The sequence below is a fragment of the Nocardia wallacei genome, assembly GCF_029869545.1.
Taxonomy (GTDB): domain Bacteria; phylum Actinomycetota; class Actinomycetes; order Mycobacteriales; family Mycobacteriaceae; genus Nocardia; species Nocardia wallacei_A.
The window spans coordinates 21,259-47,150 of the sequence record NZ_JARWQD010000307.1 but is presented as its reverse complement, the minus strand read 5'-3'; the positions used below and the strand labels follow the sequence as shown (position 1 = coordinate 47,150).

Below are 25,892 nucleotides of genomic sequence, written 5' to 3'. Positions count from 1 at the left end.
ATCAGGCTCCAGCGGTCGCGGTCTGAGTGAAGCGCACGTAGCCGTTGGCGTCGAGTTCCTCGGCGAGTTCGGGCCCGCCCTCGGCGACGATGCGGCCGCCGACGAACACGTGCACGAACTGCGGCTGGATGTAGCGCAGGATGCGGGTGTAGTGGGTGATCAGCAGGACGCCGCCGTTCTCGCGCTCCTTGTAGGTGTTGACCCCCTCGGAGACGATGCGCAGCGCGTCCACGTCCAGGCCCGAGTCGGTCTCGTCGAGGATGGCGATCTTCGGCTTGAGCAGGCCCAGCTGCAGGATCTCGTGGCGCTTCTTCTCGCCGCCGGAGAAGCCCTCGTTCACCGAGCGGTCGGCGAAGGCCGGGTCGATCTCCAGCTCGGACATCGACTGCTTGACCTCCTTGACCCAGTGCCGCAGCTTCGGGGCCTCGCCGCGCACGGCCGTGGCCGCGGTGCGCAGGAAGTTCGACATCGACACGCCCGGCACCTCGACCGGGTACTGCATCGCCAGGAACAGACCGGCGCGGGCGCGCTCGTCGACCGACATCTCCAGCACGTCCTCGCCGTCCAGGGTGATCGAGCCCTGGGTCACGGTGTACTTGGGATGTCCGGCGATGGCGTAGGACAGGGTGGACTTGCCGGAACCGTTGGGGCCCATGATGGCGTGCGTCTCACCGGATTTCACGGTGAGGTTCACGCCCTTGAGGATCTCCTTCGTCTCCTCTTCCGGCGTCGTGATCTCGACGTGCAGGTCCTTGATTTCGAGGGTGGTCATTCGGCGTCCTTCAGGGGGATCGGAAAGTGTCGGGTGGTCATGCTCCGATGGCGGCGAGCTCGGCCTCGATGGCCGACTCCAGCCGCTCCCGGACCTCGGGTACCGCGATCTTCTGGATGATCTCGTGGAAGAACCCGCGCACGACCAGGCGCCGCGCGGCCTCCTCCGGGATTCCGCGAGCGCGCAGGTAGAACAGCTGCTCGTCGTCGAAACGGCCGGTGGCCGAGGCGTGCCCGGCGCCGACGATCTCGCCGGTCTCGATCTCCAGGTTCGGCACCGAATCGGCGCGGGCACCGTCGGTGAGCACCAGGTTACGGTTCACCTCGAAGGTGTCGGTGCCCTCGGCCGCCGCGCGGATCAGCACATCGCCCACCCACACGGTGTGCGCATCGGGTTTGCGCGAGTGCGGGTCGCCCTGCAGCGCACCCTTGTACAGCACGTTCGACTTGCAGTGGGGCACCGCGTGGTCGACCAGCAGGCGCTGCTCGAAGTGCTGGCCGTCGTCGGCGAAGTACAGGCCGAGCAGCTCCGCGTCGCCGCCCGGGCCGTCGTAGCGGACGGTCGCGGTCAGCCGCACCAGATCGCCGCCCAGGGTGACGTTGGTGTGGCGCAGCGTGGCGTCGCGGCTCAGCTTCGCGTGCTGTGCGATGGCGTGGACGGTGTCGTCGGCCCAGTCCTGGACGGCGACGACGGTCAGCGCGGCGCTGTCGCCGAGCACGAATTCCACGTTCTCCGCGTAGGTTCCGCTGCCCCGCTCATCGATGACCACGGTCGCCTTGGCGAAGGCGTCGAGGCGGATCTGCAGGTGCCCGTACGCCGTCCTGCCCTCACCGGGGCCGGTGATCACGACCACGACCGGCTCGGCGACCTCGGTTTCCTTGCCGACCGAGATCACGGTGGCCTCCTCGAAACCGGAGTACGCCTGGGCCGCGACGCGATCCGCCGGGACACCGGCCGCGCCGAGGCGAGCGTCGGTGCGCGCCACCGTCTCCACGTTCACACCGGCGACCCGAGCCACCTCGACGGTCGCCTTGCCGTCGCGGACGGCGCTGCCGTCGTGCAGCCCGCGCAGCCGCCGCAGCGGGGTGAACCGCCAGGCCTCGTCCTTGCCGGAGGGCACCTCGAAGGCGTTCACGTCGAACGACGTGAACACCTCGCCCTTGTTGAGCGCCGGAACCCGGGCCTCCCCGGCCTCGGCGACATTCTCGACCGGCATCAGCCGACGGCTCCTTCCATCTGCAGTTCGATCAGGCGGTTCAGCTCGAGCGCGTACTCCATCGGGAGCTCCTTGGCGATCGGCTCCACGAAGCCGCGCACCACCATCGCCATCGCCTCGTCCTCGGTCAGGCCGCGGCTCATCAGGTAGAACAGCTGATCCTCGGACACCTTCGAGACCGTGGCCTCGTGGCCCATGGTCACGTCGTCCTCGCGGATGTCGACGTAGGGGTAGGTGTCGGAGCGGCTGATCGTATCCACCAGCAGCGCATCGCATTTCACGGTCGACTTGGAGCCGTGGGCGCCCTTGTTGATCTGGACCAGGCCGCGGTAGGAGGCCCGGCCGCCGCCGCGCGCCACCGACTTCGACACGATGGTCGAGGAGGTGTGCGGCGCCAGGTGCAGCATCTTCGAGCCGGTGTCCTGGTGCTGGCCCTCGCCCGCGAACGCCACCGAGAGCACCTCGCCCTTGGCGTACTCGCCGGTCATCCAGACCGCCGGGTACTTCATGGTGACCTTGGAGCCGATATTGCCGTCGATCCACTCCATGGTCGCGCCCGCCTCCGCCTTGGCCCGCTTGGTGACCAGGTTGTAGACGTTGTTCGACCAGTTCTGGATGGTGGTGTAGCGGCAGCGGCCGCCCTTCTTCACGATGATCTCCACCACCGCGGAGTGCAGCGAGTCGGACTTGTAGATCGGCGCGGTGCAGCCCTCGACATAGTGCACGTAGGCGCCCTCGTCGACGATGATCAGCGTCCGCTCGAACTGGCCCATGTTCTCGGTGTTGATCCGGAAGTAGGCCTGCAACGGGATGTCCACGTGCACGCCCGGCGGCACGTAGATGAACGAGCCACCCGACCACACCGCCGTGTTCAGCGCGGAGAACTTGTTGTCACCGGCCGGAATCACCGAGCCGAAGTACTGCTGGAAGATCTCCGGGTGCTCGCGCAGGCCGGTGTCGGTGTCGAGGAAGACGACGCCCTGGGCCTCCAGGTCCTCGCGGATCTGGTGGTAGACGACCTCGCTCTCGTACTGCGCGGCGACACCCGAGACCAGGCGCTGCTTCTCCGCCTCCGGGATGCCCAGCTTGTCGTAGGTGTTCTTGATGTCCTCGGGCAGCTCGTCCCAGGTCGCGGCCTGCTTCTCGGTCGAGCGCACGAAGTACTTGATGTTGTCGAAGTCGATGCCGTCGAGGTTGGAGCCCCAGGTCGGCATGGGCTTGCGGTCGAAGATGCGCAGCGCCTTCAGGCGGACGTCGAGCATCCACTCGGGCTCGTTCTTCTTGGCCGAGATGTCGCGCACGACGTCCTCGGACAGGCCGCGCTTGGCGCTGGCACCGGCGGCATCCGAGTCGGCCCAGCCATAGCCGTACTTACCCAGCGAGGCAATGGTCTCCTCCTGGGTCAGTGGCTGCACCTGGTCGGCGGTGGTCGTCATTCGGCACTCCTTCCGGAGTCGTTCGTACTCGCCGTTGCGGGCTGTGCAACGGCCTGAGGGGCATCGTTCGGCAGGACGAACAGCGGCACGTGCGTCGTGCAGGCGCAGTCGCCGTTGGCGATGGTCGCCAGCCGCTGCACGTGGGTGCCCAGCAGCTCGCGGAACGCCTCCAGTTCGGCGGCGCACAGTTCCGGGAACTCCTCGGCCACGTGGGCCACCGGGCAGTGGTGCTGGCAGATCTGTACGCCCGCGCCCACCTTCCGGGTGGTGGCCGCGAAGCCCGCCTCGGTGAACGCCTCGGCGATCTCCTCGGCCTTCGCGGCGGTCGATTCCGGCGTGTGCCGGGCCAGTCTGTCGATTCCGGCGACGATCGTGCCGACCCGCTGGCGGGCGAAGGCGGCGATCGCGGAATCCCCGCCGAGCTCGCGCAGCTGGCGCATGGCCGCACCGGCGAGATCGTCGTAGGCGTGACCCAGCCGGCCCCGGCCCGCGGCGGTGAGCTGATACTGCTTGGCGGGACGGCCGCGGCCCTGCTGCTGCCACGGCGCCGAGCGGGTCGCGCGGGCCTCACCGGCGTCGATCAGCGCGTCGAGGTGCCGCCGGACCCCGGCCGGGCTCAGGCCCAGCCGCTTGCCGATGGCGGTCGCGGTGATCGGGCCCTCCTCCAGCAGCAGCTGGACGACGGCCTCCCGGGTGTGCCCGTCACCCGCGGGCGCCGCGGGCACGGCAGTGTTCCGGGCGCCCTTCCGGCGCCCGGTGCCTGCTTCCGTCCGCAAACCCACGGTTTTCACAACATCAGTGTGACGGAATTCCTTCCCGCATTCTAGTAAGGGTCCCCTGACCTGGCCTGCGATCGACGGCTGCCACGCGTGTCACCCGGCGGTTGCCGAGGTGCACCGGACGGGCCGCAGCTCCTGCGAACCGACCGCGCGGGCGCGTGAATACGCCTCGCTCGCAGCACAATCCCGATATTGCCTCGCGTCCGTCGCACTGTGCCCCGGTATTCACCGGCCGGGCCGAATCCGCCGCCGACGCCGCGACTGCGACAAACCCCACAGTTCCCGACGTATAACGGCGCTGGATAACGAATCGGGACGAGTCGACGCCCCGGCGACGGGGAGGAGTCCCGCGTCGGCATGCCCGCGAACTAGGCTCAGTGCTCGTGGTGGCATTGGAGGACGCGCGGCGCAGGATCATCGAGCTGGGGCGCCGGGCCCTGGGCCTGGACGTCCCGGCCGCCGATCACACCATCGCGGTGCTGCACACCGTCGAGACCGAGGTGCCGGGCCTCGATCCGCGGGAGACGGTGCAGTTCAAGCGGATTCGGCTGCTCGGCGCGACCGGGTCGGTGCTGATGGCGATCAGCGCGCTGGGGGTTGCCGCGCAGCCGGTGGTGCAGAACCCGGTGTCGGGCGTGCGGGTGATCGGGGTGTTCGCCCGCTGGCAGACCTCCTCGCTGGCGCTGTGCATGATCGGCACGGTGCTGGTGGTGATGGCCTGGCTGCTGCTGGGCCGCTTCGCCGTCGGTGGCTTCGGCCGCTCGCCGCTGCACCGGCTCAGCCGCTCGCAGCTGGACCGGACGCTGCTGCTGTGGATCATCCCGCTGTCGGTGGCGCCGCCGCTGTTCTCCAACGACGTCTACTCGTATCTCGCGCAGAGCGAGATCGCCGCGCGCGGGCTGGACCCGTACGACGTGGGCCCGGCCACGGGGCTGGGGCTGCACAACGTGCTCACCTACAACGTCCCCAACATCTGGCGCGACACGCCCGCCCCGTACGGCCCGCTGTTCCTCTGGGTGGGCCGCGGGATCGCGGAGCTGACCGGGGACAACATCATCCTGGGGGTCTGGGCGCACCGGCTGCTGGCGCTGGCCGGTGTCGCCTTGATCGTGTGGGCGCTGCCGCGGCTGTCGCGGCGCTGCGGCGTCGCCCCGGTGAGTGCGCTGTGGCTGGGCGCGGCCAATCCCCTGGTGCTGTTCCACCTGGTGGGTGGCGTGCACAACGACGGTTTGATGCTGGGCCTGATGCTCGCCGGGATGGAGTTCTGCCTGCGCGCGATCTCGCGGGGGCGCCCGGACACGGCCGACCACTCCGGGCCCGGCAAGGTCCGCAGGTGGCTGGGCATCACCACGCGATTCGACCGCCGCGCCTGGGCACTGCTGATATTCGGCGCCTTCGTCATCACGCTGTCGTCGACGGTCAAATTCACCTCGATCATCGCCCTGGGCTTCGTGGGCATGGCGCTGGCCCGGCGCTGGGGCCGCGGACTGCGGCCGATCGTCGGTGCCGCGCTCGTCCTGGGCGTCATCGCCGTCGTGACAACCGTTTTCGTGGCCTACGCCAGCGGCCTCGGGTTCGGCTGGACCCACACCCTCGGCACCGCCAACGCGGTCCGCAGCTGGATGTCGCTGCCGACCGCGCTCGGCATCGTCACCGGCTTCGGCGGCGTGCTGCTCGGACTGGGTGACCACACCACCGCGCTGCTCAGCATCACCCGGCCGATCGCGGCGGCGGTCGCCGGATTCCTCACCCTGCGCATGCTGGTGGCGACCTGGATCGGGCGGCTGCATTCCGTTGGGGCCCTGGGTGTTTCGCTGGCCGCGATCGTGCTGCTGTTCCCGGTGGTGCAGCCGTGGTATCTGCTGTGGGCGATCGTGCCGCTGGCCGCCTGGGCCACCACCTCGGCCTTCCGCGTGCCCGCGGTGGTGTTCTCGGCGGTGGTGAGCGTCATGCTGATGCCGCGCGGCGCGGACTTCGGCGTCTTCCAGATCATCGAGGCGGCCGTCGCCGTGGTGATCGTGTCGGTGGGATTCATCGTGCTCACCCGAAACCTGCTGCCCTGGCGGAACCCCGCGGGGGTGTCTGCTCGGTCACAGCCGCCCGCCGCTTACGGTGTTTCCTCGTGAGCCCTGCCTCGGAACCGGCCGTCCGTCTGGACGGCGTCGTGAAACGCTTCGGCGAGACCACCGCGGTGGACGGGATCGGTTTCGAGGTGCGCCGTGCCGAGGTGCTGGCCCTGCTGGGACCCAACGGGGCGGGCAAGACCACCACGGTCGAGATGTGCGAGGGGTTCCTCGCGCCCGATGCGGGATCGGTGCGGGTACTGGGCCTGGACCCGATCGCCGACTCGGATCGGCTGCGCCCGCGCATCGGCGTGATGCTGCAGGGCGGCGGGGCCTATCCGGGCTCGCGGGCGGGCGAGATGCTCGAGCTGGTCGCCTCGTATTCGGCCGATCCCCTCGATCCGGACTGGCTGCTGGACACGCTCGGCCTGCGGGACGCGCGCCGCACCCCGTATCGCCGGTTGTCCGGGGGCCAGCAGCAGCGACTCGCGCTGGCGTGCGCGCTGGTGGGCCGCCCCGAGATGGTGTTCCTCGACGAGCCGACCGCCGGAATGGACGCCCAGGCACGGCATCTGGTGTGGGAGCTGATCGAAGCGCTGCGCCGCGACGGCGTCGGGGTCCTGCTCACCACGCACATGATGGACGAGGCCGAACAGCTCGCCGACCGGCTGATCATCATCGACCACGGCCGCATCGTCGCCGCCGGGACGCCCGCCGAGGTCACCTCGACCGGCGCCGAGGGCCAGTTGCGCTTCACGGCCCCACCGAAACTCCGGCTGGGCTTGCTGCAGGACGCCCTGCCGGAAGGGTTCTCGCCCTGCGAGACCTCCCCCGGCTCCTACCTGCTCCGCGGTGACATCACCCCCCAGGTGCTGGCCACCGTCACCGCCTGGTGCGCCCGAATAGACGTGCTGCCCACCGACATTCGCATCGACCAGCGCCGCCTCGAGGACGTCTTCCTCGAACTCACCGGCCGCGAGCTGCGCGGATGAGCACGATCGGAGGAGGCCGATGACCGCCGACGCCACCGGGCGATTCCAGCCCGGCACCTTCGCCCCCGCTCCACGGCCCGCGCCGCGCGCGGCCATGCTGGCCGCGCAGACGCGCATGGAGCTGATCCTGTTGCTGCGCAACGGCGAACAGCTGCTGCTGACGATGTTCATTCCGATCACGCTGCTGATCGGGCTGACGTTGCTGCCGCTGGGCAGTCTCGGCGACGACCGGGTGAACCGGGTCGTCCCGGCGGTGATGATGGTGGCGATCATGTCCACGGCGTTCACCGGGCAGGCCATCGCGGTCGGCTTCGACCGGCGCTACGGCGCGTTGAAACGACTGGGCGCCACCGCCTTACCGCGCTGGGGCATCGTGGGCGGGAAGTGCGCCGCGGTGCTGATCGTGGTCGTCCTGCAGTCGATTCTGCTGGGCGCCATCGGATGTGCGCTGGGCTGGCGGCCCGCGCTCGGCGGACTGGCGTTCGGCGCGCTCGTGATCGCCCTGGGCACCGCCACTTTCGCGGCCATGGGCCTGCTGCTGGGCGGCACGCTCAAGGCGGAAATCGTGCTGGCGCTGGCCAATATCCTGTGGTTCATCATGCTGGGCACCTCCAGCCTGGTCTTCGCCGCAGACGACATCCCGGGCTGGCTGAGCATTCTCGCCCGGCTCATCCCCTCCGGCGCCCTCGCCGAGGCCCTCGAGCAGGCCATGCACCTGAGCGTCGACTGGTACGGACTGGTCGTGCTGGCGGTCTGGGGCGTCGTCACCGGCACGCTGGCCGTGCGCTGGTTCCGCTTCGAATGACCGCTCCCGGTTGCCCGGAGCCCGAACCGGACCGACCGGATAGTAGGTTTCGGTCGCCCGGCGCCGGGCAGTCGGCGTACATGATCGAATTCGTCCGGACTCCGCTACTGCAGATCGGATACGTCGAGGCCGGGCGGTCGCCGGGGCCGCCGGTGGTGCTCGTGCACGGATGGCCCGACGACCCGTCGTGCTGGGATCGGGTCGCGCCCGCGCTGGCCGCCGACGGCTACCGCTGCCTGCTGCCGTGCCTGCGGGGCACCAGCCCGACCACTTTCCGTGACGAGGACACACCGCGCAGCGGTCAGATCGGCGCGCTCGCCGCCGACCTGGCCGACTTCCTCGCGGCACTGGATCTCACCGATGTTCTCCTGGTCGGGCACGACTGGGGCGCGCGTGCCGGGTACGCGGTCGCCGCCCTGTTCCCCGAGCGGGTGCGCGGCCTGGTCGCGATGTCCGCGGGCTATGCGACCGGGCGCGGGCCGCTGTCCTACGGCCTGGCACAGAACTATTGGTACGAGTGGTTCGCCGCCACCGAGCGCGGGCGCCGCGCGTATCGCGACGACCGCCGCGAGCTGTGCCGGTACCTGTGGTCGGCCTGGTCACCACCGTGGCCGGAGCGCGACGCGCAGTTCGACCGCGCCGCACCGTCCTGGGACAACGCGGACTGGGCCGAGATCTCCCTGCACGCCTACCTGCACCGCTGGCACGAGGCTCCGGGCGACCCGCAATACGACCGCATCGAGGAGCAGCTCGCGGCCGATCCGCCGATCGCCACGCCCACCCTGGTCGTGCACGGCGCGCTCGATCGCGACAACATCCCGGCCACCACCGAGGGCAAGGAGAGCCTGTTCTCCGGGTGGTACGAACGGCGGGTCCTGGCCGATATCGGCCACTTCGTGCCCCGCGAGGCATCCGCGGCGACGATCGACGCGGTCCGGCGGATCGCCGCGGTCACCGAGCCTGCAGCGGGCCGATGAAGGTGCCCGGGTGGGTGGCGCCGTCCTGACGCTGGATGCTCAGGTGCGCGACGGGCCACGGGGTCTGGAGCTGAGTGGTGGTGTCGGGCGGGGTCACCACGATCGTGCCCGGGGTCCAGCTGTTCGGATCTTCCGGCGGCGCGCTCAGGTAGGTGAGGACGCTGACGGCGATCCGGCCCGGCTCCACCGTCACCGGACCGGCATCGGCGGCCTGGCGGGGGATCTGATAGACGGACCCGAAGTCGGGATGCTCGGCGCCGACCAGATCCACCCCCGGAAAGCCTTGCAGCACACAGGCTTGCGACGACGTATTGGTCAGCTCCAGCGTCAGGTGATTCTGCGCCCTCGGACCGGTGACCTCCGTGATCCGGGAGTCGAGGCTCAACGCCTCCGCCGCACACGGGGGCGCCTGCGCCGCGCTCACCGCCGCCGGGAACACCGACACCGCCAGGGCCGCGGCCGCCGCGCCTATCGCACGCCACGTCATGAGTACGAGTCCTTTCGGGTTGCGGGAGCAGACCCGACCACGTTACTCGAAACCCTGTCGCGGACTTACTCTTTCCGCCCGGTGAACTCGTCCATGGAGTGGTAGACGCCGACCGTGTTCAGGTAGAAGTCGCGGACCTTCAGCGGCAGCAGGCCGGAGATGGCGCGGTTGAAGCGGGAGGTCCAGGGCATCACCACCAGCGGCGAGCCCTTCTTCATCTCCGTCCACGCGGCGTCGACGGCGTCCTGCTGCTCGATGATCGGGGTGAACCAGAAACCCTTGGCACCGTCGAACATTCCGGTATTGATGTAGGTCGGGCAGAAGGTGGTGACCTTGACGTGGTCGTTGCCGGACTGCTCGAGCTCCAGGCGCACCGAATCCGACCAGCCCAGCGCCGCCCACTTGGACCCGGCGTAGACGCTCATGCGCGGATTGGCCACCAGCGCCGCCGAGGAGGCGATGGTCAGCACCCGGGCCGGGGTCTTCCGCGCCACCATGGCGGGCAGGAACTCCAGCGTGATGTACATGGGCGCAAGGGAATTGATCGCCATCGTCTTGCCGATGTCGGCGCGGTCGCTCGTCTCCCAGAAGTAGCCGTTGCCGCGGACGATGCCCGCATTGTTGACCAGCACGTCGATATCGCCGATCTCCTCGCGCACCGACGCCGCCGTCTGCGCGATGGCCGCCGGGTCCGACACGTCCACCACGTGGTGGTGCACCCGGCTGCCGCCCAGCGCCGTCAGCTCCGCGGCCGTGTCCTTCAGCGCGGACTCGTTGACGTCCCACAGCACCACGTCGGCGGCCCCCTCCCGCACCGCCCGCTCGGCGAACGACTTCCCCAGGCCCATCGCGGCGCCGGTGATCAGCACCCGCTTCCCGGCAACGGTATCCATACCCACTCCAACCCTGTCGTTACCAATTCACTTCTGCCGCAAGGTCTTCATCACGCCGAAGTACAGCGTCATCGTCTTCGCCCACAGCGCCTCGGACATTCCGGGCAGCGGCGCGATCGGCAGCGCTCGCTGCACCGCGATGGTCTGGGTGTCGATGTACTTCAGCAGCCCCTCGGGACCGTGCCGCCGCCCGCCCCCGGAGATGCCCAGCCCGCCCGACGGCGCCGCGACACTGCCCCAGGCGGCGATGAAACCCTCGTTCACATTCACCGACCCCGCGGTGATGCGGGCGGCGATCTCGCGCGCCCGCTCCGTATCCCGGCTCCACACACTGGCATTGAGCCCGTAGGCGGAGTCGTTGGCCTGTTCGACCGCCTCGTCGTCGCTGTGCACCCGGTACACCGACACCACCGGCCCGAAGGTCTCCTCCCGATACACCGTCATCCCGGGCCGCACACCCTCGAGAATGGTCGGCTCGTAGAAGTAGGGACCCAGATCGGGCCGCGCGCGACCGCCGGTCACGACCGTCGCCCCCTTGGTGACCGCGTCGTCGACATGCGCTGCGACGGTGTCGATCTGGCGCTGAAAGCTCAGCGAGCCCATCTCGTAGGAGTAGTCGAGCGCCGAGCCGAGCCTCAAAGCCCGTGTGTTGGCGGCGAATTCCGCCACGAACCGCTCATACACGCTGTCGTGCACATAAATTCGCTCGATCGATTCGCACAGCTGGCCGGAGGAGGCGAAGCAGGCGCGCACCGCGATCTTCGCCGCCGCGGGCACATCGGCGTCCGCGAGCACCAGCAGCGGGTTCTTACCGCCCAATTCGAGCGAGTAGCCGATCAGCCGCTCCCCCGCCTGCCGGGCGATGGTGCGACCGGTCGCGCTGGAACCGGTGTAGTCGACATAGTCCGCGCGGCCGATCACCTCGCCGCCGATGTCCCGGCCGCGCCCGAGCACGGCCTGCCACAACCCCTTCGGCAGTCCCGCGCGCTCCGCGACGTCGATGGCCCACAGCGCGGTGAGCGCGGTCTGGTTGTCCGGGCGCGCGACCACGGCGTTCCCCGCCATCAGCGCGGGCAGGGCATCGGAGGCGGCCAGCGCCAGCGGATAGTTCCACGGCGAGATCACCGCCACCACACCCTTGGGGCGGTGGCGCACCTCCACCTTCGTCAGCACCGGCAGCACGCCGCGCGGCGTCCGGGCGGCGAGCAGGCGCTCGGCCTCGGTGGCGTAGTAGCGGGCGTTCACCGCGACATCGCCCACCTCGTCGAAGGCGTGCACGCGGGACTTCCCGGTCTCGGTCTGCACGATGTCGAGGACGGTGTCCTGCTCGGCCAGCACCAGGTCGTGGAATCGGCGCAGCACCGCGGCCCGCTCGCGCACCGGGACCTGCGCCCACTGCCGCTGCGCGCGCCGCGCCAGCCCGAATGCCTCCTCGATATCGGCCGTCGACGACTGCGGGAGGTCGGCGATCTTGCGGCCGGTGGCCGGGGCGAACACCTCGACCGCGGGCGCACCGCCGGCGGTCGCGTGCGCGAGCAGCCGCCGCACCAGCGGCTGCGGGAGCGCATCGGCGGGGACGAGCTGCGGCGCGGTCGTCATCGTCGGCCCTCTCGATCGGCGGGAACGCGTCCCACGAATTAATTGAACACCAGTGTTAGCGTAACACTGGTGTTAGATTAATGGTGTCCGCGCGCGTGCTGTCAAGACCGGCACCGCCGAGTAGGGAGAAGTCACAAGTGCCACGCGACGCAGTGCACACGTGCCCCACGAGACCGCGACCGAGCGCGGCGGAGGTGACGCCGTGACCGCGTCCTCCAGAGGCACCCGCCGCGGGCGGCCGCCGCAGACACAGGAGCAGGCCGACGAAGCCCGTGCGCGGATCGTCGTCGCCACCGCCGCGGTGTTCACCGAGTACGGGTCGCGGGGGTTGAGCGTCGCGCGCATCCTGGAGCGGGCGGGCATCTCCCGCCCCACGTTCTACCGCTATTTCGGCAATGCCGAGGCGCCGCTGCACGTGGTGCTCACCGCCTCCAACGAGGGCCTCGTCGGCGGCATCCGCACCGCGCTGGAGCGCTCCGACGAACCGGTGCAGCTCGGCATCGGGCTCATCGACGCGTATCTGGACTGGGCGCGCGGGCACGGCACGATGCTGCGGCCGGTGTTCGCCGAGCTGCACGACCCCGCCTCGCCCGTGTCGACCTACCGGGAAGCGGCCTTCGACGATATTCGCGCCCTGGTCCGCGCGAAGTTCGCCGCGCTCGGGCGGCCGCTGCCCAGCCCGTTGGACCTCGACACCGCGCTGCAGGTGTGCGAGTTCGTCGTCTACCGGCTGTCGGCCGCGGCCGGTCCCGGCGGGGAACCCGCGCCCGCCGAGGTGGCGGCCGCGCGGCTGACCATGATCCGCAGTGTCCTGGTCACCCTCGGCCGCCGCGACGACGTCCAGCTCGCGCTGACGCTGCCGGGGATCTTCGAGTAGGACTAGCTCAGATACACCGGAAGTTCCGCGTGGCCGTTCGAGATGAAGCTCGCGACCGGCGCCAACCGCGAAGGCTCCGTGGCGAATCGGACGTCCGGGAACCGCTCGAACAGCGCGGGGAGCGCGATGGTCGCCTCCAGCCGGGCCAGCGGGGCGCCGAGGCAGTGGTGTGCGCCGTAGCCGAAGGCCACGTGCTGCTCCCTGGTGGCGCGATGCACGTCGAAGCGATCGGCGGTGTCGCCGTGCACCTTCGGGTCCCGGCTCGCCCCCGCGTACGACGCGAGAATGGCATCGCCCTTCGGAATGCGGTGCCCGCCATCGACTTCGATGTCCTCCACCGCGTAGCGCAGCGGCAGATGCGCGACCGGCGCCTGGTAGCGCAGCGTCTCCTCCACCAGATCCGACCACGGCACCCGGCCGGAGACCACGTCGGCGCGCTGCTCCGGATGCGTGAGCAGGGCGAAGATCGCCTGATCGAGCAGGTTCACCGTGGTCTCGTGCCCGGCGTTGATCACCAGCATCAGGGTGTCGACCATCTCCTTCTCGGTCAGTCGCGACCCGTCGTCGTCCCGGGTGGTGATCAGGACGCTGGTGATGTCGTCGCCGGGATGCTCGCGGCGGTAGGCCACCAATTCGCTGACCAGTCCGAACATCTCGACGTAGTTGGCCTGCGCCTGTTCGGGCGTGAACGAGGTATCGAAGAATCCGTCGACGCACTTGTGCATCGGGGGGCCGAGATGGTCCGGCACGCCCATCAATTCGGTGATCGTCCGGATCGGTACCGGATAGGCGTAACCGGTGCGCAGATCCACCGGCGCCCCCGCGGGCGCGGCCGCCAGATCGTCGAGCAGGCTCGCGGTGATCTCCTCGATCCGCGGCCGCAGCGCCGTGGTGCGGCGATGAGTGAAGGCCGGGGACACCAGCTTTCGCAGCCGTCGGTGGTCGGGGCCGTAGGCGGTGAACATGTTGTCCACGGCCACCCACGGCAGCAGCGGCCACGCCTCGGTGATCTCGCCGTTGATGAACGCCGACCAGTGCTGCCGCGGATCCTTCGAGACCCGGGGATCGGCCAGCAGGCTGCGCAGCACGGCCTGGTCGGTGGCCGACCACGCGGGCACCCCGCCGGGCAGGATCACCTGGGCGACCGGCCCGCGCTCGCGTATCCGCGCGGACTCACCCTGGATATCGGCACCGGTCAGGTCCAGAACGATCGGATCGTGCGCCATCGGATGCTCCTTACACCAGGTTCAACGGAGGGGCCGCCGGGAAGGTGACCGGCAGCGCGGCCATGGCCCGGTGGAACGGGCCGGGCCGCCAGGTGATTTCGCTCTTGGATTCGGCCAGCTGCAGCTCGGGCAGGGCGTCGAGGAGCTGATCGATCGCGTCCTGCGCGATCAGGTACGCCACCGACCGCGCGGGGCAGGCGTGCGGGCCCGCGCTCCACGCCAGATGCGAACGATTGCCCGTGCGGTCGCCGCCCGCGATCGCCGGATCGTTGTTGCATCCGGCCAGGCTGATCACCACGGGCTGGTGCGCGGGGAGCCAGACGTTGTCGATCAGGATGGGCTGGCGCGGATAGGTGATGGAGAAGTTGGCCATCGGCGGGTCGGTGAACAGCACCTCGTCCAGCGCGTCGCGGGTGGACATGCTGCCGCCGAGCATGCCGCCGCCGAACCGGTCGTCGGTGAGCATCAGCAGCAGCGTGTTGCTGATCAGGTTCTGCATCGGCTCGATGCCCGCCCCGTAGAAGCTGATCAGGTTGTAGAGCATCTCCTCGTCGGTCAGCTCGGCGCTGTGGTGCGCCAGGCGCGAGGTGACGTCGTCGCCCGGTTCGGCGCGACGCATGGCGATCAGCTCCATCAGCGCCTCGGACAGATGCTGCATGCCCCAGGCCGCGTTCACCGTGTCGAACAGCGCGGCCATGCCGGTGGCGACCCGCTGCCCGATATCGGCCGAACAGCCGACCATCCGGTTCAGCGACTCGAAGACGAGCGGAAAGGCGTACTGCGTCAGCAGATCCGCCGAACCGGCCTCGCAGAAGGTGTTGATCAGCGGCACCGCGATCGACTCCACCGTCGCGTGCAGCGCGTGCAGGTCGATGCCGTCGATGGCCGCCACATAGGCCTGCCGGTAGCGCGCGTGCGTGGAACCGGCGTTGCGCAGGGCGTTGGGGTACCACTGCATCATCGGGCGCACCGGGCAGTCCTCCGGCACGGAGTCCTGCCAGGCGCGCGGATCGGCCGGGAAGTGCTCGGGATCGTTCAGGATGCGCAGCGCGGTGCGGTAGCCGACCACCAGCGTCGCCGGAACCCCCGGCGCCAGCTCGATGGGCGCCATCGAGCCGTACTGCTTGCGCATGGAGCGGTAGAAGCCGTGCGGGTCCGCGGCGAATTCCGGAGTGTCCAGCAGCGTGCGCGGGCCGTCGGAATCGATGGGAGACCCCTGGACCGGACAGAATCCGGTCGTCACTGTCTGCGGGCCGGACGACACAGAGAATTCACCTCACAACCATTGCAGCACAACAGGCTTCGCCGATCGTTCGATCGGGAAGTTAGGCATTACCATCCCAAAGAACCGGACGGCCGCCTCAGATTAGCAGCAGGGTTGTGAATTCTCTTCGGAATGCCCAGCGGCCCTGCGAAACTCGGCCTCACCAGGCCCGCTGACCACGAAATATGTTGAGGCGCTATGGATTGCGGGCTCACGCGCCCTCGGCGCGAGCCTCCCGGGACAGCACCCGGTCGGCCCTGGGCGGCCGCGCGAATGTCAGCGTCCCGTCGGCGATCCGGCCGTAGCGGAATGCGGGGATGTCGCGCAGATAGTTCATATGCAGCCGCCACGGCCTGCGATCGCCCGCCGCCGGGAGCCGCCCGGCCGCGCGCAGCACGTAGCCCGGGGTGAACCCGGCCATGAACGGCGCCGTGCCGACCGACGGGTCCCGCACCGGGGTGGCGCTGGCGTAGCCGTGCGAATCCAGGTAGCGCAGCAGCCGGACGACGTACTCGCACACCAGATCCGCCTTCAGCGTCCACGACGCGTTGGTGTAGCCGATGATGTAGGCGAAGTTCGGCACGTCGGACAGCATCATCGCCTTGTAGGCCATGGCCTTCGGCAGATCCACGGCCGCGCCGTCCACCGTCATCTCCACACCGCCGAAGATCAGCAGGTCCAGACCCGTTGCGGTGACCACGATGTCGGCGTCCAGCTCGGTGCCCGACGCCAGGCGCAGGCCGGTCTCGGTGAAGGTATCGATACGGTCGGTCACCATCTCCAGCCGGCCCTTGCGGATCGCCCGGAAGAGGTCGCCGTTGGGCACCAGGCACAGCCGCTGATCCCACGGGTCGTAGCTCGGGGTGAAGTGGGTGTCGATGTCGTAGCCCTCGGGCAGCCAGCGCTGCTGCAGACCGCGGATCCAGGCCCGCATGCGCTCCGGATAGCGTTGCGACAGTTGGTAGATCGCGGTGCTGTAGGCGACGTTCTTGGCGCGGGTGAGCGCGTAGGCGGCCTTGGCGGGCAGCAGCTTGCGCATCCGGTCGGCGAAATCGTCGCGGGCCGGAAGGGACAGGACGTAGCTGGGCGAGCGCTGCAGCATGCGCACCTGCGCGCCCAGCTGGGTCAGCGCCGGGCCGAGTGTCACCGCGGTCGCGCCCGAGCCGATGATCACGACACGCTTACCGTCGACCTCGAGATCCTCCGGCCAGTGCTGCGGGTGCACGATCGTGCCGCCGAACCGGTCGGTCCCCCGGAACTGCGGGGTGTAGCCCTGGTCGTAGCGGTAGTAGCCGGAGCAGCAGAACAGGAAGTTCGCCGTGAGCGTGACCGTTTCGCCGGTGTCGGCCCGCTGCGCGGTGACCGTCCACCGCTGCTCCGCGGAGGACCAGTCGGCCCGCCGCACGCGGTGCCCGAATCGGATGTGCCGGTCGATGCCGCCCTCGGCCGCGGTCTCCCGCACGTAGGTCAGGATCGACCCGCCGTCGGCGATCGCCTTGTCGCCCAGCCACGGCCGGAAGCGGTAGCCGAGGGTGAACATGTCGCTGTCCGAGCGAATGCCCGGGTAGCGGAACAGGTCCCAGGTGCCGCCGATGGCGTCGCGGGCCTCCAGGATCGTGTAGGTCCGCCGCGGAAACGCCCGCTGCAGGTGGTGGGCGGCCCCGATCCCGGACAGTCCGGCGCCGACGATGAGCACATCGACGTGCTCGAGCGTACTGGTCATGGCCACGCATCCTTCGATGGACGGGATCGCTCACCTGGATCTACTCCAGCCTACGCACGAAGGATACGGTTCCGGATCGGCCCGCGGTCGGAGAATCCGGAGTATGTCCTCCGCATCCCGCCACGGCGGTCTCCCTCGATGTACCGGCAGCTATGCGCGCAAGCCGCTCGCCCGCAGGACCCGGCGGTCGATGCCCGCGCGAATCGCTTCCTCCGTCCCGATGATGCGCACGTGGTGGCGGGCCCGGGTGATGGCCGTATACAGCAGCTCCCGGGTGAGCAGGGTGGATTCGGGGCCGGGCAGCACCACCGAGACCGTGCCGTACTGGCTGCCCTGACTGCGGTGGATGGTCATGGCGTAGACCGTGGTGACGCCCGGGAACTGGGTGGGATGCACCAGGTACGGCTCGGTGCCGCGCTGCAGCGCCGCGCGCAGCGCCCCGTCGGCGTCGCGGACGATGACGCCGGTGTCGCCGTTGTAGATGCGGGCCTCGTGGTCGTTCGCGGTGACCAGCAGCGGCTGGCCCGGAAACCAGTGGCCCGCACCGGGTTCGGCGCCGATGCCCGCCGCGGCGACCCAGCCCGCCGCCATCCGGTCCCAGCGCTCGACGCCGAACTGGCCCTGCCGGTGCGCGCACAGCAGCCGGTGCGACTCCATCGCGGCCAGCGCCTCCCCGGCCGCGCCGCGCTCGGCCGCCGCGGTCGACTCCCGCGCCGTGCGCACCACATCGGCCCGGACCGCGGCCGTCTCCTCGGGTGCCCGCAGCGACAGTTCGTCGCCGCCGTCGGCGAGCAACGCGAGCGCGGTGTCGGCGTCGCCCGCGCGGACCGCGACCGCCAATTCCGCGATCCGGCCCCCGAAGCGGCGGCCGCGGGTGAGGCGGATGATGCCGCCGCGCAACCTGTCCTGTTCGCGGGCGGTGAGCGCGTCGGGGGCGGTGCCACCGCCGAGCACCTCGTCGAGTACCGGATTCGGCTGCGTCGCAACGGGTCCCGCGACCAGATCGGCCAGCACGGCGCCCGCGTCCACCGAGGCGAGCTGGTCCGGGTCCCCCACCAGGACCAGCCGCGCGTCGGGCCGGACGGCGGGCAGCAGGCGGCTCATCATGGTCAGCGACACCATGGACGTCTCGTCTACGACGATGATGTCGTAGGGGAGCCGGTTGAATTCGTGGTGGCGGAAGCGGGTGACGCCGCCTCGCTGCCAGCCCAGCAGGCGGTGCAGGGTGGCGGCGGTGAGTTCGGGCAGTTCCAGGTCTCCCGCCTGCTCGCGCACCGATTCCTGTAGGCGCGCGGCGGCCTTGCCGGTGGGTGCGGCCAAGGCGATGCGCAGCGCCGGGGCGTCCGGTATCACCCGCTGATGGGCCACCAGCAGGGCCAGGATGCGGGCGATGGTGTGGGTCTTACCGGTGCCCGGGCCACCGGCCACCACGGTGGTCCAGTGCGTCGCGGCCAGTGCCGCCGCCACCCGCTGGCGGTCCAGCGGATCGCCCGCGGTATCCGGGAACAGCCGATCCAGTTGCTGCCGAACGGTTTCCGGATCGATGAGCGGATGGGTGGCCGCGCGCTCGGACAGCGCGTGGCGGATGGTCTGCTCCTGGCGGTAGTACCGGTCCAGGTACAGCAGCGGCCCGGCGCCCTCCGATTCGACCAGGCGCAGCGGCCGCAGCGGACCGGCCGCGCTGCCCGTCACCAGCGGGCTCGCCCGCAGGGCGGCCAGCACCGCGTCCACCTCCGGCCACGGCAGCGTCGCCGGGTCGACCGCGTCGGGATCGCCGTCGGTATCGAATCCCTCACCGTCCACGCCGATTTCGTGCATGCGCCGCAGTTCCAGGCAGACCGATCCCGACCGGACCGCCCGCACCGCCAGCGCGGCGGCGAGCAGCACCGCCTCGGACTCCTCGCGTCCCAGCCGACCCAGCCGCAGCGCGACATGCACGTCGGCGGCCGACAGCACGCCCGCCGCGTTGAACGTGCGCAACAGGCCGGTGGCCCGCTGCGCCAGCTGAATAGCGGTCACGCGGTACCTCCCGGCAGCCGACCGGCGAGCAGGTCCGACAGCTCCTCCACCAGCGCGACCGGTGGGTTCCAGTCGAATACGCCGCAGCCGGGCGGGGTCTCGGGGCCGATCATGCCGCGCACGAACAGGTAGCTGATGCCGCCGAGGTGGCGGTCGGGGGTATAGCCCGGCAGGCGCCAGCGCAGATAGCGGTGCAGGGCGGCCGAATACAGGATCGCCTGCAGGGGGTAGTGGGAGCGCATCATCTCCGCGGCCATACGGTCGCGGGTGTAGTGGGCGACGGTGAGGTCGTCGGTGCCGAGGCGGTTGGTCTTGTAGTCGACGACGACGAACCGCGGGCCGGGGACCCGGAGCACGGCGTCGATGCTGCCGGTGAGGTAGCCGCGCAGCACGCTGTCCTCGACCGTGTCGAGTTGGTCGGCGTAGGTGGCGAACGGGTCGTCGTGCGGCAGGTGCCGGCGCAGCAGGACGGCGACGGCGCGCAGCGTGACCCGCTCGGCGCGCGGTGTGTCGCCGCCGGCCAGCGGCAGTTCGAAATCCATTTCGTTGAGCCGGTCCCGGCTGGATATCGTTGCGAGACTGCCGTTTCCGAGCGGGGTGTGCAGCACCGCCAGCAGCGCCGCGGCCAGGACGTCGGGATCGATGTCGGCCATCAGTTCCTCGACGGCGTGCGCGCAGCGGGCCCGCACCTCCGCCGCCAGGTCCGGTGCGTCGGTGTCGACCATCTCCAGGACGCCGTGCACCAGCGTGCCGAACTCGGCGCCGTAGGGCAGGTCGTTCATCAACGACGGTGCGGCATCGGCGATCTCGGCGCCGGTATCGAGTTCGGCGGGCGCGGCCGGTTCGTCGGAGCCGCCGGGGGTCTCCTCGGCGACCGCATGGGCGTCGTGCGCGCCCGCCGTCAGCGCGGAGTACGAGGTGCGGCGCCAGTCGAGATCGACGGACCGGTCGAAGGTCGCGGCCGACAGCTCCCCCACCTCGGATTCCGCCCGGTCCCACCGCGGCCGCACCACCGGGATCTTCGTGACCGGTTCGACGGCGACCAGTCCCGGCCCCGCCGCCGCGGCCCAGGCCGAAAGTTGTTCCAGCACAGCCGGGTCCGCCGCCACCTCGCTCTTGCCCGGGACCTCGGCACTACCCGGCAACCGGCCCAGGATCATGCGGTGCAGCGGCGCGAAGGCGGTGCCGTAGGCGGGCGCCCACCACGCCACCACCTGGCTCTGCGCGCGGGTCAGCGCCACGTAGAGCAGCCGCAGCTCCTCCCCGGCCTCCTCCGCCTCGCTGCGGTGTTTGCGCTCGGCGTAGCCGGGGGCCTCCGGGCCGCCGACGTCCAGGACGCGGTCCGGGCCGTCGTGGAACAGCAGCGTCACCGGGTTGGGGTTCTTGGCGCTGTCCCACGCGAACGGCACGTACACGATCGGGAATTCCAGGCCCTTGCTCGCGTGCACGGTGGCGATCTGCACGGCGGCGGCGTCGCGGTCCAGCCGCCGGCTGCGGTCGGAGACCGCGCCCGACGCCGGGTCGCGCACCCGGTCGGCCAGCCAGCGGGTCAGCGCCGTCAGGCCCAGCGACTCGCGCAGCGCCACCCGGTCCAGCAGTTGCGCGATGTGGCGCAGGTCGGTGAGCTGCCGTTCGCCGCCCGCCACCGCGAGCAGCCGCGGCGCGAGTTCGGTTTCGGCCGAGAGCTTTTCGAAGACCGCCGCGAATCCGGAGCGGGCGAACAGCCGGGCCGACTCGCGCAGTTGCTGGCTCAGGCGGCCCACCAGATCCGCACCGCCGGAATCGATCTCGTGGGCGGACAGGCCCAGCAGCGGCGTCCCGGCAGCGAGGCGGACCCGGTCGGCGCGGTGCGGCTGTTCCAGCGACCGCAGCAGCCACAGCCAGTCCACCGCGCTCTGCGTGCCGAAGACGCTGGCGCCACCGGCGAGGACCGAGGCCACGCCCACCCGGTCCAGCGCGGCACGCACGAGGTCGATCTGCGCGCGCGTGCGCACCAGGACCGCGATATCGCCGGGGCCCAAGGGCTTTTCGCCCAGGTGCGCGGTCGAGTCGAGCAGGCGCACGATGTCGGCGGCCAGATCGTCGGCCACGCGGGCGCGCTGGCGGCCCACCGCGGGGAACCCGGCGCCGTTGCGGGGACCGGCGCCCGCGCGCGGCAGCAGCCGCAGGCGCAGCGGGGTCGGCGGTTCGAGGGTGCCGGTGAGCCGGGTGTGCGGGCGGACCGCGGCGACCGGCGCCACCGTGATCTCCTTGTGCCCCAGGGCCGCACCGCCCATCAGGTGCTCCAGCGCGCCGAGCAGTCCGGCGTCGCTGCGCCGGTTGGTGGTGAGCTCGCGGCGGGTGTCCGCGTGGGCCACGGCGTCCAGGTAGCTGAGCACCTCGGCGCCGCGGAAGGCGTAGATGGCCTGTTTCGGATCGCCGACGAGCACGAGGGTGGCGTGGCCGTGGAAGGCGCGGCGCAGGATATCCCACTGCAGGGGGTCGGTGTCCTGGAACTCGTCGACCAGCGCCACCCGGTAGCGCTCGCGGATGCGGCGGCAGGCGCGCTCGCCGTGTACCGGGTCGGCGAGGACGTCGTGCAGCAGCACCAGCAGGTCGTCGAAGTCGCGCACACCCGAAAGCCGTTTGCGCCGTTCGGTTTCCGCCCGGACCGCCGCGGCGAAGGCGACGCGTTCCGCGGCCGGGTGGTCGCCGATCTCCTCGTCGGGTACCAGCCGGGCGTGCCGGTCCTGCACCGCCGCGGCGGCGAGCTGATGCGCCTCCTGCACCGGGAACGGCGGGCCGCCGCGGGCGTACCGGGCCAGGAACAGGTCGTCGGCCACGGTGGCGACCAGGTCGTCGACGTTCTCGACCAGCCGCACCCGGGGATCGTGCTCCCCGGCCAGCCCGAGCTCGTCGAGCATGCGCTGGCAGAAGCTGTGCGTCGTGGCGATGGTGCCGGAGTCGAAGTGCGACAGCGCCGCCAGCAGCCGCGCCCGCCGCCGCCCGACCTCCGCCTCCGGCGCCCCCGCCAGGTGCCGGATCAGCTCGTCGTCGCTCTCGCGCGCCGTCGCCGCGTCCGCCAGCGCCGCGGCCACCGCCACGAACTTGTCCCGCGTCCGCTCCCGCAACTCCTGCGTCGCCGCCCGGCTGAACGTCACCAGCAGCAACTCCGAAACATCCACCCCCGCCTCGGCCACAAACCGCACCGCCAGCCCGACGATCGCATAGGTCTTCCCAGTCCCCGCACTGGCCTCCAAAACGGTAGTCCCCCCAGGCAACTCCCCGCACAACTCGAACCGCTCCCCCGAGCCTTCGGGGGTGGGGGCGAGGTCGGTGAGGGGGAAGAGTTCGTCGGTCATGGCTGTCCCTGGGATTCGCAGGCCAGCAGCGGGGTCCACAGGCGGCGGGAGAGGGAGCCGAAGCGGGTGGTCTCGCCGGTGGGGTCGGGCTCGGGCAGGGGGGTGTCGAGCTGGTCGAGGCGGGGGGCGGGGCCCCAGACGTAGCGCAGGTAGCGGTCGGTGTGGTCGCCGAATGCCTTGGGGCCGTTGGGGCCGCCCAGGAATTCCTGCTCCGCCGCCAGCAGCGCGTCCTCGGCACCGGCACCCTGGCAGCGGCGTTCGGCGTAGACCGACGACGCGGTCGGCGCGATCGGCAGCGGCTCGGCGAGGCCCTCGTCGCGCAGCTCGGCGAGATCGCGCAGCATCGCCTGGGCCGCAGCGGCATTGGGTGCGGTGAGCGTGGAACGCCATGCGGGACGGCCGAATCGGCCGCGGCCGATGGTGACCGCCCGCCAGGTCTGGTTCCGCTCGGTCGCGGCCAGGGCGAGCACCCGCACCCAGGCGGCGATGCGGTGCTTCGGGGCCAGCCGCGAGAACGTCGTCCGCACGACGGCGTCGTCGTGCACCTCGGGCACGGTCCCGCTCAGCAGCCGCCCGTCGCCCAAGTCGACGGCGATATCGATGGTGCGGGAAGGGATTTCGTGGATCGGCTGGGCCACCCGCACCAGCCGGTCGACGGTGTCCTCCACCTCCGTCAGCACCGCCGCGCCCAGTCCGAACGGCGGCAGCGTGCCGCGCCGCCACTCGGCCGCGCGCAGCGCCGCGGGATCGGCGCCGGTCAGCCGGGCGGTCAGCATGCGCTCGCCCATATTCCATTTGGTGAGCCCGTCGAGTTCGATCGGCAGCCGCTCGTCGATCTCCTCCTCTTCCTCCGGCACCCGGATCCCGAGCCGCTGCCACAGGAACGCGCGCACCGGATGTTCGGCGAAGGCCACCAGTTCGGACAGCTCCACATCCGCGCGCGCCGCCGCGGGCAGGGGCTCGGGCAGGAACGCCACCCGCTCGCGCACCGGACGGGCCGCGGCCCGCGCACCCGCCAGCGCCGCGGTATCGAAACTGAACGGCCGCACCGGATCGAAATTGCGACTGTCGAAGGCCTGCAACGGATGCCGGGTCACCACCGCGTCCGCGGCACCGGTGTGCGCGCGCAGCGCGTCCAGCAGCTCCGCGACCGGAATCGCGGGCGGCCGGTACGCGCCGGTGACCGGATCGGCCCCGGTGTGCAGCAGCACCAGCCGCTCCCCCGCCGCCATGATCGCGTCCAGCAGCAGCTGCCGGTCCTCGCTGCGCGCGTCCCGCTCGCCCACCCGCGGTTCGCGCGCCAGCACGTCGTCGCCGTCGGCGCTCCCGGGCCGCGGGAAGACGTCGTCGTCGAGCCCGAGCAGCACGACCACCCGGTGCGGCACCGACCGCAGCGGCGCCATCGCGCACACCGTCAGCTCGCCGGTGCGGAAGTTGGCCCGCATCCCGCGCCCAGCGAGCCGGGACTGCAGCAGCGCGGCAATGTCGGTCAGCCGCAACGGAATATCGCCCGCGTGGTCGAGCGCCGAGGTGAGTTCCCGGCGCGCCTGCACCGCCTGCCACGCCTGGGCGTAGGTGACGTCGGTGAGCAGATCCAGCGCCCGGGCCAGCACCTGCGCCCACTCCCGCGCCGGGCGCGGCGAACCGGCGGGCTCGGCCGGTGTCGACCCGCGCAGATCGCGCACGCAGACCGCCAGCCGGTCGGTGAATTCGGCGAAGCGCCCGGCCAGGTCGACATCGCCGGAGTCCACATCCTCGAGCGGCAGCGCCAGATCGAGCCAGTCCTCGGAGGATTCGCCCGCCGTGACGCCGAGCAGGATGCGATCCACGGCGGCGTTGAGGGTGTTCTGCGCGAAGTCGCCGAGCCCGAACGCCTGCCGCTGCCGCTGCCCGATGCCCCACCGCGCGCCGGTCTCCGCGGCCCACTCCCGCAGGCGCTCGATATCGTCGTCGTCGAACCCGCAGCGCAGCCGGACCGGTTCCGCGGCAGCCAGATCCAGCACCTGGGTGACGGTCACCCGGCCGTCGGCCAGCCCGAGCAGCCCCTCCAGCACGGCCAGCACCGGATTCGCCGCGCCGGGCGACCGATCGGCCAGCCGGACCCGCAGGCCGTGCGCGGGATGCGTTGCCCGCGCGCCGGTTTCGCCCTGCGGCTGCCCGAAGGCCGCCCGAACCAGCGGCGCGTAGCTCTCCACGTCCGGGCACATCACCACCACATCGCGCGGCTCCAGCGCCGGATCGGCCGCGAACAGCCCCAGCAGCACGTCACGCAGCACCTCCACCTGCCGGGCCGGGCCGTGACAGGAGTGCACCTGCACGGTCCCGTCGGCCGCGGTCACCTCGGCAGGAGGCCACACATCGCCCCGAATCCCGGCCTGCAGCGCGGAAAGCAGAGTGCGCGAACCGGTTTCGCCGTCCTCCGGATGATAGGTGTCGACCACCGGCTCAAGCGCCCGCAACCGCTGCTGCAACTCCCGCACATCCCGCCCCAGCGCCGCCAGCAGCGGATGCGCCACCACCAGCGCACTGCCCTCGAGGGCCCGAGGCAACCCGACAGTCCCCACCGCCGCATCGTCACGAATCGGATCCCCGGCCGCGGACTCCAGCTCGGCCCACATCCCCGGGCTCGGATGTACGACCCAGAGATGGACATCGCGCCCCGCTCCCAGGGCCGACAGCACCGCCAGCTGATCGGCGGTGAGGCGCGTCACACCGAATACCGAGATCCGTTGCGGAAGGCCGACGATCGACGGCTCGGCGCGCAGGCGGGCGCAGGCCGATTCCAGTCGTTCGGCCGGGCTGGGGCTGCCGAGTTCCACGCGCAGGCGGCGCCACAGCTCGGGCTGCCAGCGCAGATCCTCCGGCAGTGGCGTCCCGCAGCCGTCGGTATCGGCACCGGCGGTCCAGTCGGTGATCAGGCTGGGGCGCTGGGTGGCGTAGCCGTCGAACAGTGCGGCGATGTGTGCCGCGGTGGCGAACCGGCGTCCCGATCGGTGCGTGCCGCTCGCCGCGTCGGCGCCGAGATGGCGGGCCGGGACCGCGCACCACGGCTCGGACACCGCGGCGTCCAGCACCCGCAGCAGCGCCCACACCATGCGCTCGGGCACCCACGGATCGTCCTCGGCCGGAACCTCTCCCGCCGCGGCCAGCACGGCCGCCACCAGCGACGACGGCGCGGGGAAGTCGATATTGGCCGAAACCCCGTCGCCCGCGGCCGCGCCCAGCACCCCGGACAGCCGCTGGTTCAGCCAGCGCTCCACGCCCTTGGCCGCGACGGCCACCACCTCGGTGGCGAAGGGGTCGGGCAGGGTCCGGCCCAGCAGGGTCGCCAGCGCGCCGACGAGCGTGTCCGCCCGCTCGGCTCGGTGGATGTGCAGCGCCATCGGCCGCCTCTCCGCTCGCTGGTCCGTCCCTGATCCGCCC

The 25,892-nt window shown here is 71.0% G+C and carries 18 protein-coding genes; 5 read left to right on the top strand and 13 right to left on the bottom strand.

Annotated features, from left to right (window positions below; translation table 11 throughout):
• Position 1: 1 nt before the first annotated feature.
• From sufC to QH290_RS27350, 4 genes are read right to left on the bottom strand one after another with little or no spacing between them, the layout of a single operon-like run.
• Positions 2 to 772, bottom strand: coding sequence for a Fe-S cluster assembly ATPase SufC (gene sufC, locus QH290_RS27365; protein WP_280262523.1), 771 nt, complete (start codon positions 770 to 772; stop codon positions 2 to 4).
• Positions 773 to 809: 37 nt separating this feature from the next.
• Positions 810 to 1,988, bottom strand: coding sequence for a Fe-S cluster assembly protein SufD (gene sufD, locus QH290_RS27360; RefSeq protein WP_280262521.1), 1,179 nt, complete (start codon positions 1,986 to 1,988; stop codon positions 810 to 812).
• Positions 1,988 to 3,424, bottom strand: a complete 1,437-nt coding sequence (gene sufB / locus QH290_RS27355; RefSeq protein ID WP_280386041.1) for a Fe-S cluster assembly protein SufB — start codon at positions 3,422 to 3,424, stop codon at positions 1,988 to 1,990. The genes sufD and sufB overlap by 1 nt, the downstream gene beginning before the upstream one ends.
• Positions 3,421 to 4,215 carry a helix-turn-helix transcriptional regulator gene (locus tag QH290_RS27350; RefSeq protein ID WP_280386039.1) on the bottom strand — a complete coding sequence of 265 codons (795 nt, stop codon included), beginning with the start codon at positions 4,213 to 4,215 and terminating at the stop codon, positions 3,421 to 3,423. Before QH290_RS27350 ends, sufB begins: the two co-directional genes overlap by 4 nt.
• Before the next feature lie 371 nt (positions 4,216 to 4,586).
• Here QH290_RS27350 and mptB point away from each other — a divergent pair, with 371 nt between their 5' ends.
• From mptB to QH290_RS27330, 4 genes are all read left to right on the top strand, one after another.
• Positions 4,587 to 6,329, top strand: a complete 1,743-nt coding sequence (mptB, locus tag QH290_RS27345; RefSeq protein WP_280262517.1) for a polyprenol phosphomannose-dependent alpha 1,6 mannosyltransferase MptB — start codon at positions 4,587 to 4,589, stop codon at positions 6,327 to 6,329.
• Positions 6,326 to 7,258: an ABC transporter ATP-binding protein gene (locus QH290_RS27340; RefSeq protein WP_280262515.1), complete on the top strand. Its 933-nt coding sequence runs from the start codon at positions 6,326 to 6,328 to the stop codon at positions 7,256 to 7,258. Before mptB ends, QH290_RS27340 begins: the two co-directional genes overlap by 4 nt.
• Before the next feature lie 19 nt (positions 7,259 to 7,277).
• On the top strand, positions 7,278 to 8,063 hold the full coding sequence (locus QH290_RS27335; RefSeq protein WP_280386037.1) for an ABC transporter permease: 786 nt from the start codon (positions 7,278 to 7,280) through the stop codon (positions 8,061 to 8,063).
• Positions 8,064 to 8,143: 80 nt separating this feature from the next.
• The gene (locus QH290_RS27330) at positions 8,144 to 9,040 is read left to right on the top strand and encodes an alpha/beta fold hydrolase (protein WP_280386035.1); all 897 of its coding nucleotides are present in this window, start codon (positions 8,144 to 8,146) and stop codon (positions 9,038 to 9,040) included.
• Here the strand turns inward: QH290_RS27330 and QH290_RS27325 are convergent.
• The 3 genes from QH290_RS27325 to QH290_RS27315 all read right to left on the bottom strand — a co-directional run bounded on the left by QH290_RS27325 (position 9,015) and on the right by QH290_RS27315 (position 12,019).
• Positions 9,015 to 9,527: a DUF4232 domain-containing protein gene (locus tag QH290_RS27325; RefSeq protein WP_280262511.1), complete on the bottom strand. Its 513-nt coding sequence runs from the start codon at positions 9,525 to 9,527 to the stop codon at positions 9,015 to 9,017. The genes QH290_RS27330 and QH290_RS27325 overlap by 26 nt on opposite strands.
• 65 nt (positions 9,528 to 9,592) lie before the next feature.
• Positions 9,593 to 10,420 carry an SDR family NAD(P)-dependent oxidoreductase gene (locus QH290_RS27320; protein WP_425301553.1) on the bottom strand — a complete coding sequence of 276 codons (828 nt, stop codon included), beginning with the start codon at positions 10,418 to 10,420 and terminating at the stop codon, positions 9,593 to 9,595.
• A 27-nt stretch (positions 10,421 to 10,447) separates the two neighbouring features.
• Positions 10,448 to 12,019, bottom strand: a complete 1,572-nt coding sequence (locus QH290_RS27315; protein WP_280262507.1) for a succinic semialdehyde dehydrogenase — start codon at positions 12,017 to 12,019, stop codon at positions 10,448 to 10,450.
• Between the two features lie 202 nt (positions 12,020 to 12,221).
• On the opposite strand from QH290_RS27315, the gene QH290_RS27310 reads away from it, so the two are divergent.
• Positions 12,222 to 12,896, top strand: a complete 675-nt coding sequence (locus QH290_RS27310) for a TetR/AcrR family transcriptional regulator (protein ID WP_280262505.1) — start codon at positions 12,222 to 12,224, stop codon at positions 12,894 to 12,896.
• Positions 12,897 to 12,898: 2 nt separating this feature from the next.
• Here the strand turns inward: QH290_RS27310 and QH290_RS27305 are convergent, their stop codons facing one another.
• The 6 genes from QH290_RS27305 to recC form a co-directional block, all read right to left on the bottom strand.
• Complete coding sequence (locus QH290_RS27305; RefSeq protein ID WP_280262503.1) at positions 12,899 to 14,122, bottom strand: cytochrome P450 family protein; 1,224 nt, start codon at positions 14,120 to 14,122, stop codon at positions 12,899 to 12,901.
• A 10-nt stretch (positions 14,123 to 14,132) separates the two neighbouring features.
• The gene (locus QH290_RS27300) at positions 14,133 to 15,386 is read right to left on the bottom strand and encodes a cytochrome P450 family protein (protein WP_280262501.1); all 1,254 of its coding nucleotides are present in this window, start codon (positions 15,384 to 15,386) and stop codon (positions 14,133 to 14,135) included.
• 211 nt (positions 15,387 to 15,597) lie between these two features.
• Entirely contained in the window at positions 15,598 to 17,109 is a 1,512-nt protein-coding gene (locus tag QH290_RS27295) for a flavin-containing monooxygenase (protein WP_280262499.1), read from the bottom strand.
• A 150-nt stretch (positions 17,110 to 17,259) separates the two neighbouring features.
• Entirely contained in the window at positions 17,260 to 19,128 is a 1,869-nt protein-coding gene (gene recD, locus QH290_RS27290) for an exodeoxyribonuclease V subunit alpha (protein WP_280386033.1), read from the bottom strand.
• Positions 19,125 to 22,469, bottom strand: a complete 3,345-nt coding sequence (locus QH290_RS27285; protein WP_280386031.1) for a UvrD-helicase domain-containing protein — start codon at positions 22,467 to 22,469, stop codon at positions 19,125 to 19,127. The genes recD and QH290_RS27285 overlap by 4 nt, the downstream gene beginning before the upstream one ends.
• Positions 22,466 to 25,852 (bottom strand): exodeoxyribonuclease V subunit gamma, encoded by a 3,387-nt coding sequence (recC, locus tag QH290_RS27280; protein WP_280386029.1) that lies wholly within the window; start codon positions 25,850 to 25,852, stop codon positions 22,466 to 22,468. The genes QH290_RS27285 and recC overlap by 4 nt, the downstream gene beginning before the upstream one ends.
• Positions 25,853 to 25,892 lie beyond the last annotated feature (40 nt).

Excerpts from the sequence above, each read along its gene's own strand:
- QH290_RS27325 (WP_280262511.1), bottom strand. The coding sequence starts at position 9,527 with ATGACGTGGCGTGCGATAGGCGCGGCGGCCGCGGCCCTGGCGGTGTCG.
- sufC (WP_280262523.1), bottom strand. The coding sequence starts at position 772 with ATGACCACCCTCGAAATCAAGGACCTGCACGTCGAGATCACGACGCCG.
- QH290_RS27335 (WP_280386037.1), top strand. The coding sequence starts at position 7,278 with ATGACCGCCGACGCCACCGGGCGATTCCAGCCCGGCACCTTCGCCCCC.
- QH290_RS27305 (WP_280262503.1), bottom strand. The coding sequence starts at position 14,122 with ATGGCGCACGATCCGATCGTTCTGGACCTGACCGGTGCCGATATCCAG.
- sufB (WP_280386041.1), bottom strand. The coding sequence starts at position 3,424 with ATGACGACCACCGCCGACCAGGTGCAGCCACTGACCCAGGAGGAGACC.
- sufD (WP_280262521.1), bottom strand. The coding sequence starts at position 1,988 with ATGCCGGTCGAGAATGTCGCCGAGGCCGGGGAGGCCCGGGTTCCGGCG.
- QH290_RS27285 (WP_280386031.1), bottom strand. The coding sequence starts at position 22,469 with ATGACCGACGAACTCTTCCCCCTCACCGACCTCGCCCCCACCCCCGAA.
- QH290_RS27315 (WP_280262507.1), bottom strand. The coding sequence starts at position 12,019 with ATGACGACCGCGCCGCAGCTCGTCCCCGCCGATGCGCTCCCGCAGCCG.
- QH290_RS27295 (WP_280262499.1), bottom strand. The coding sequence starts at position 17,109 with ATGACCAGTACGCTCGAGCACGTCGATGTGCTCATCGTCGGCGCCGGA.
- recC (WP_280386029.1), bottom strand. The coding sequence starts at position 25,852 with ATGGCGCTGCACATCCACCGAGCCGAGCGGGCGGACACGCTCGTCGGC.
- QH290_RS27320 (WP_425301553.1), bottom strand. The coding sequence starts at position 10,420 with ATGGATACCGTTGCCGGGAAGCGGGTGCTGATCACCGGCGCCGCGATG.
- QH290_RS27330 (WP_280386035.1), top strand. The coding sequence starts at position 8,144 with ATGATCGAATTCGTCCGGACTCCGCTACTGCAGATCGGATACGTCGAG.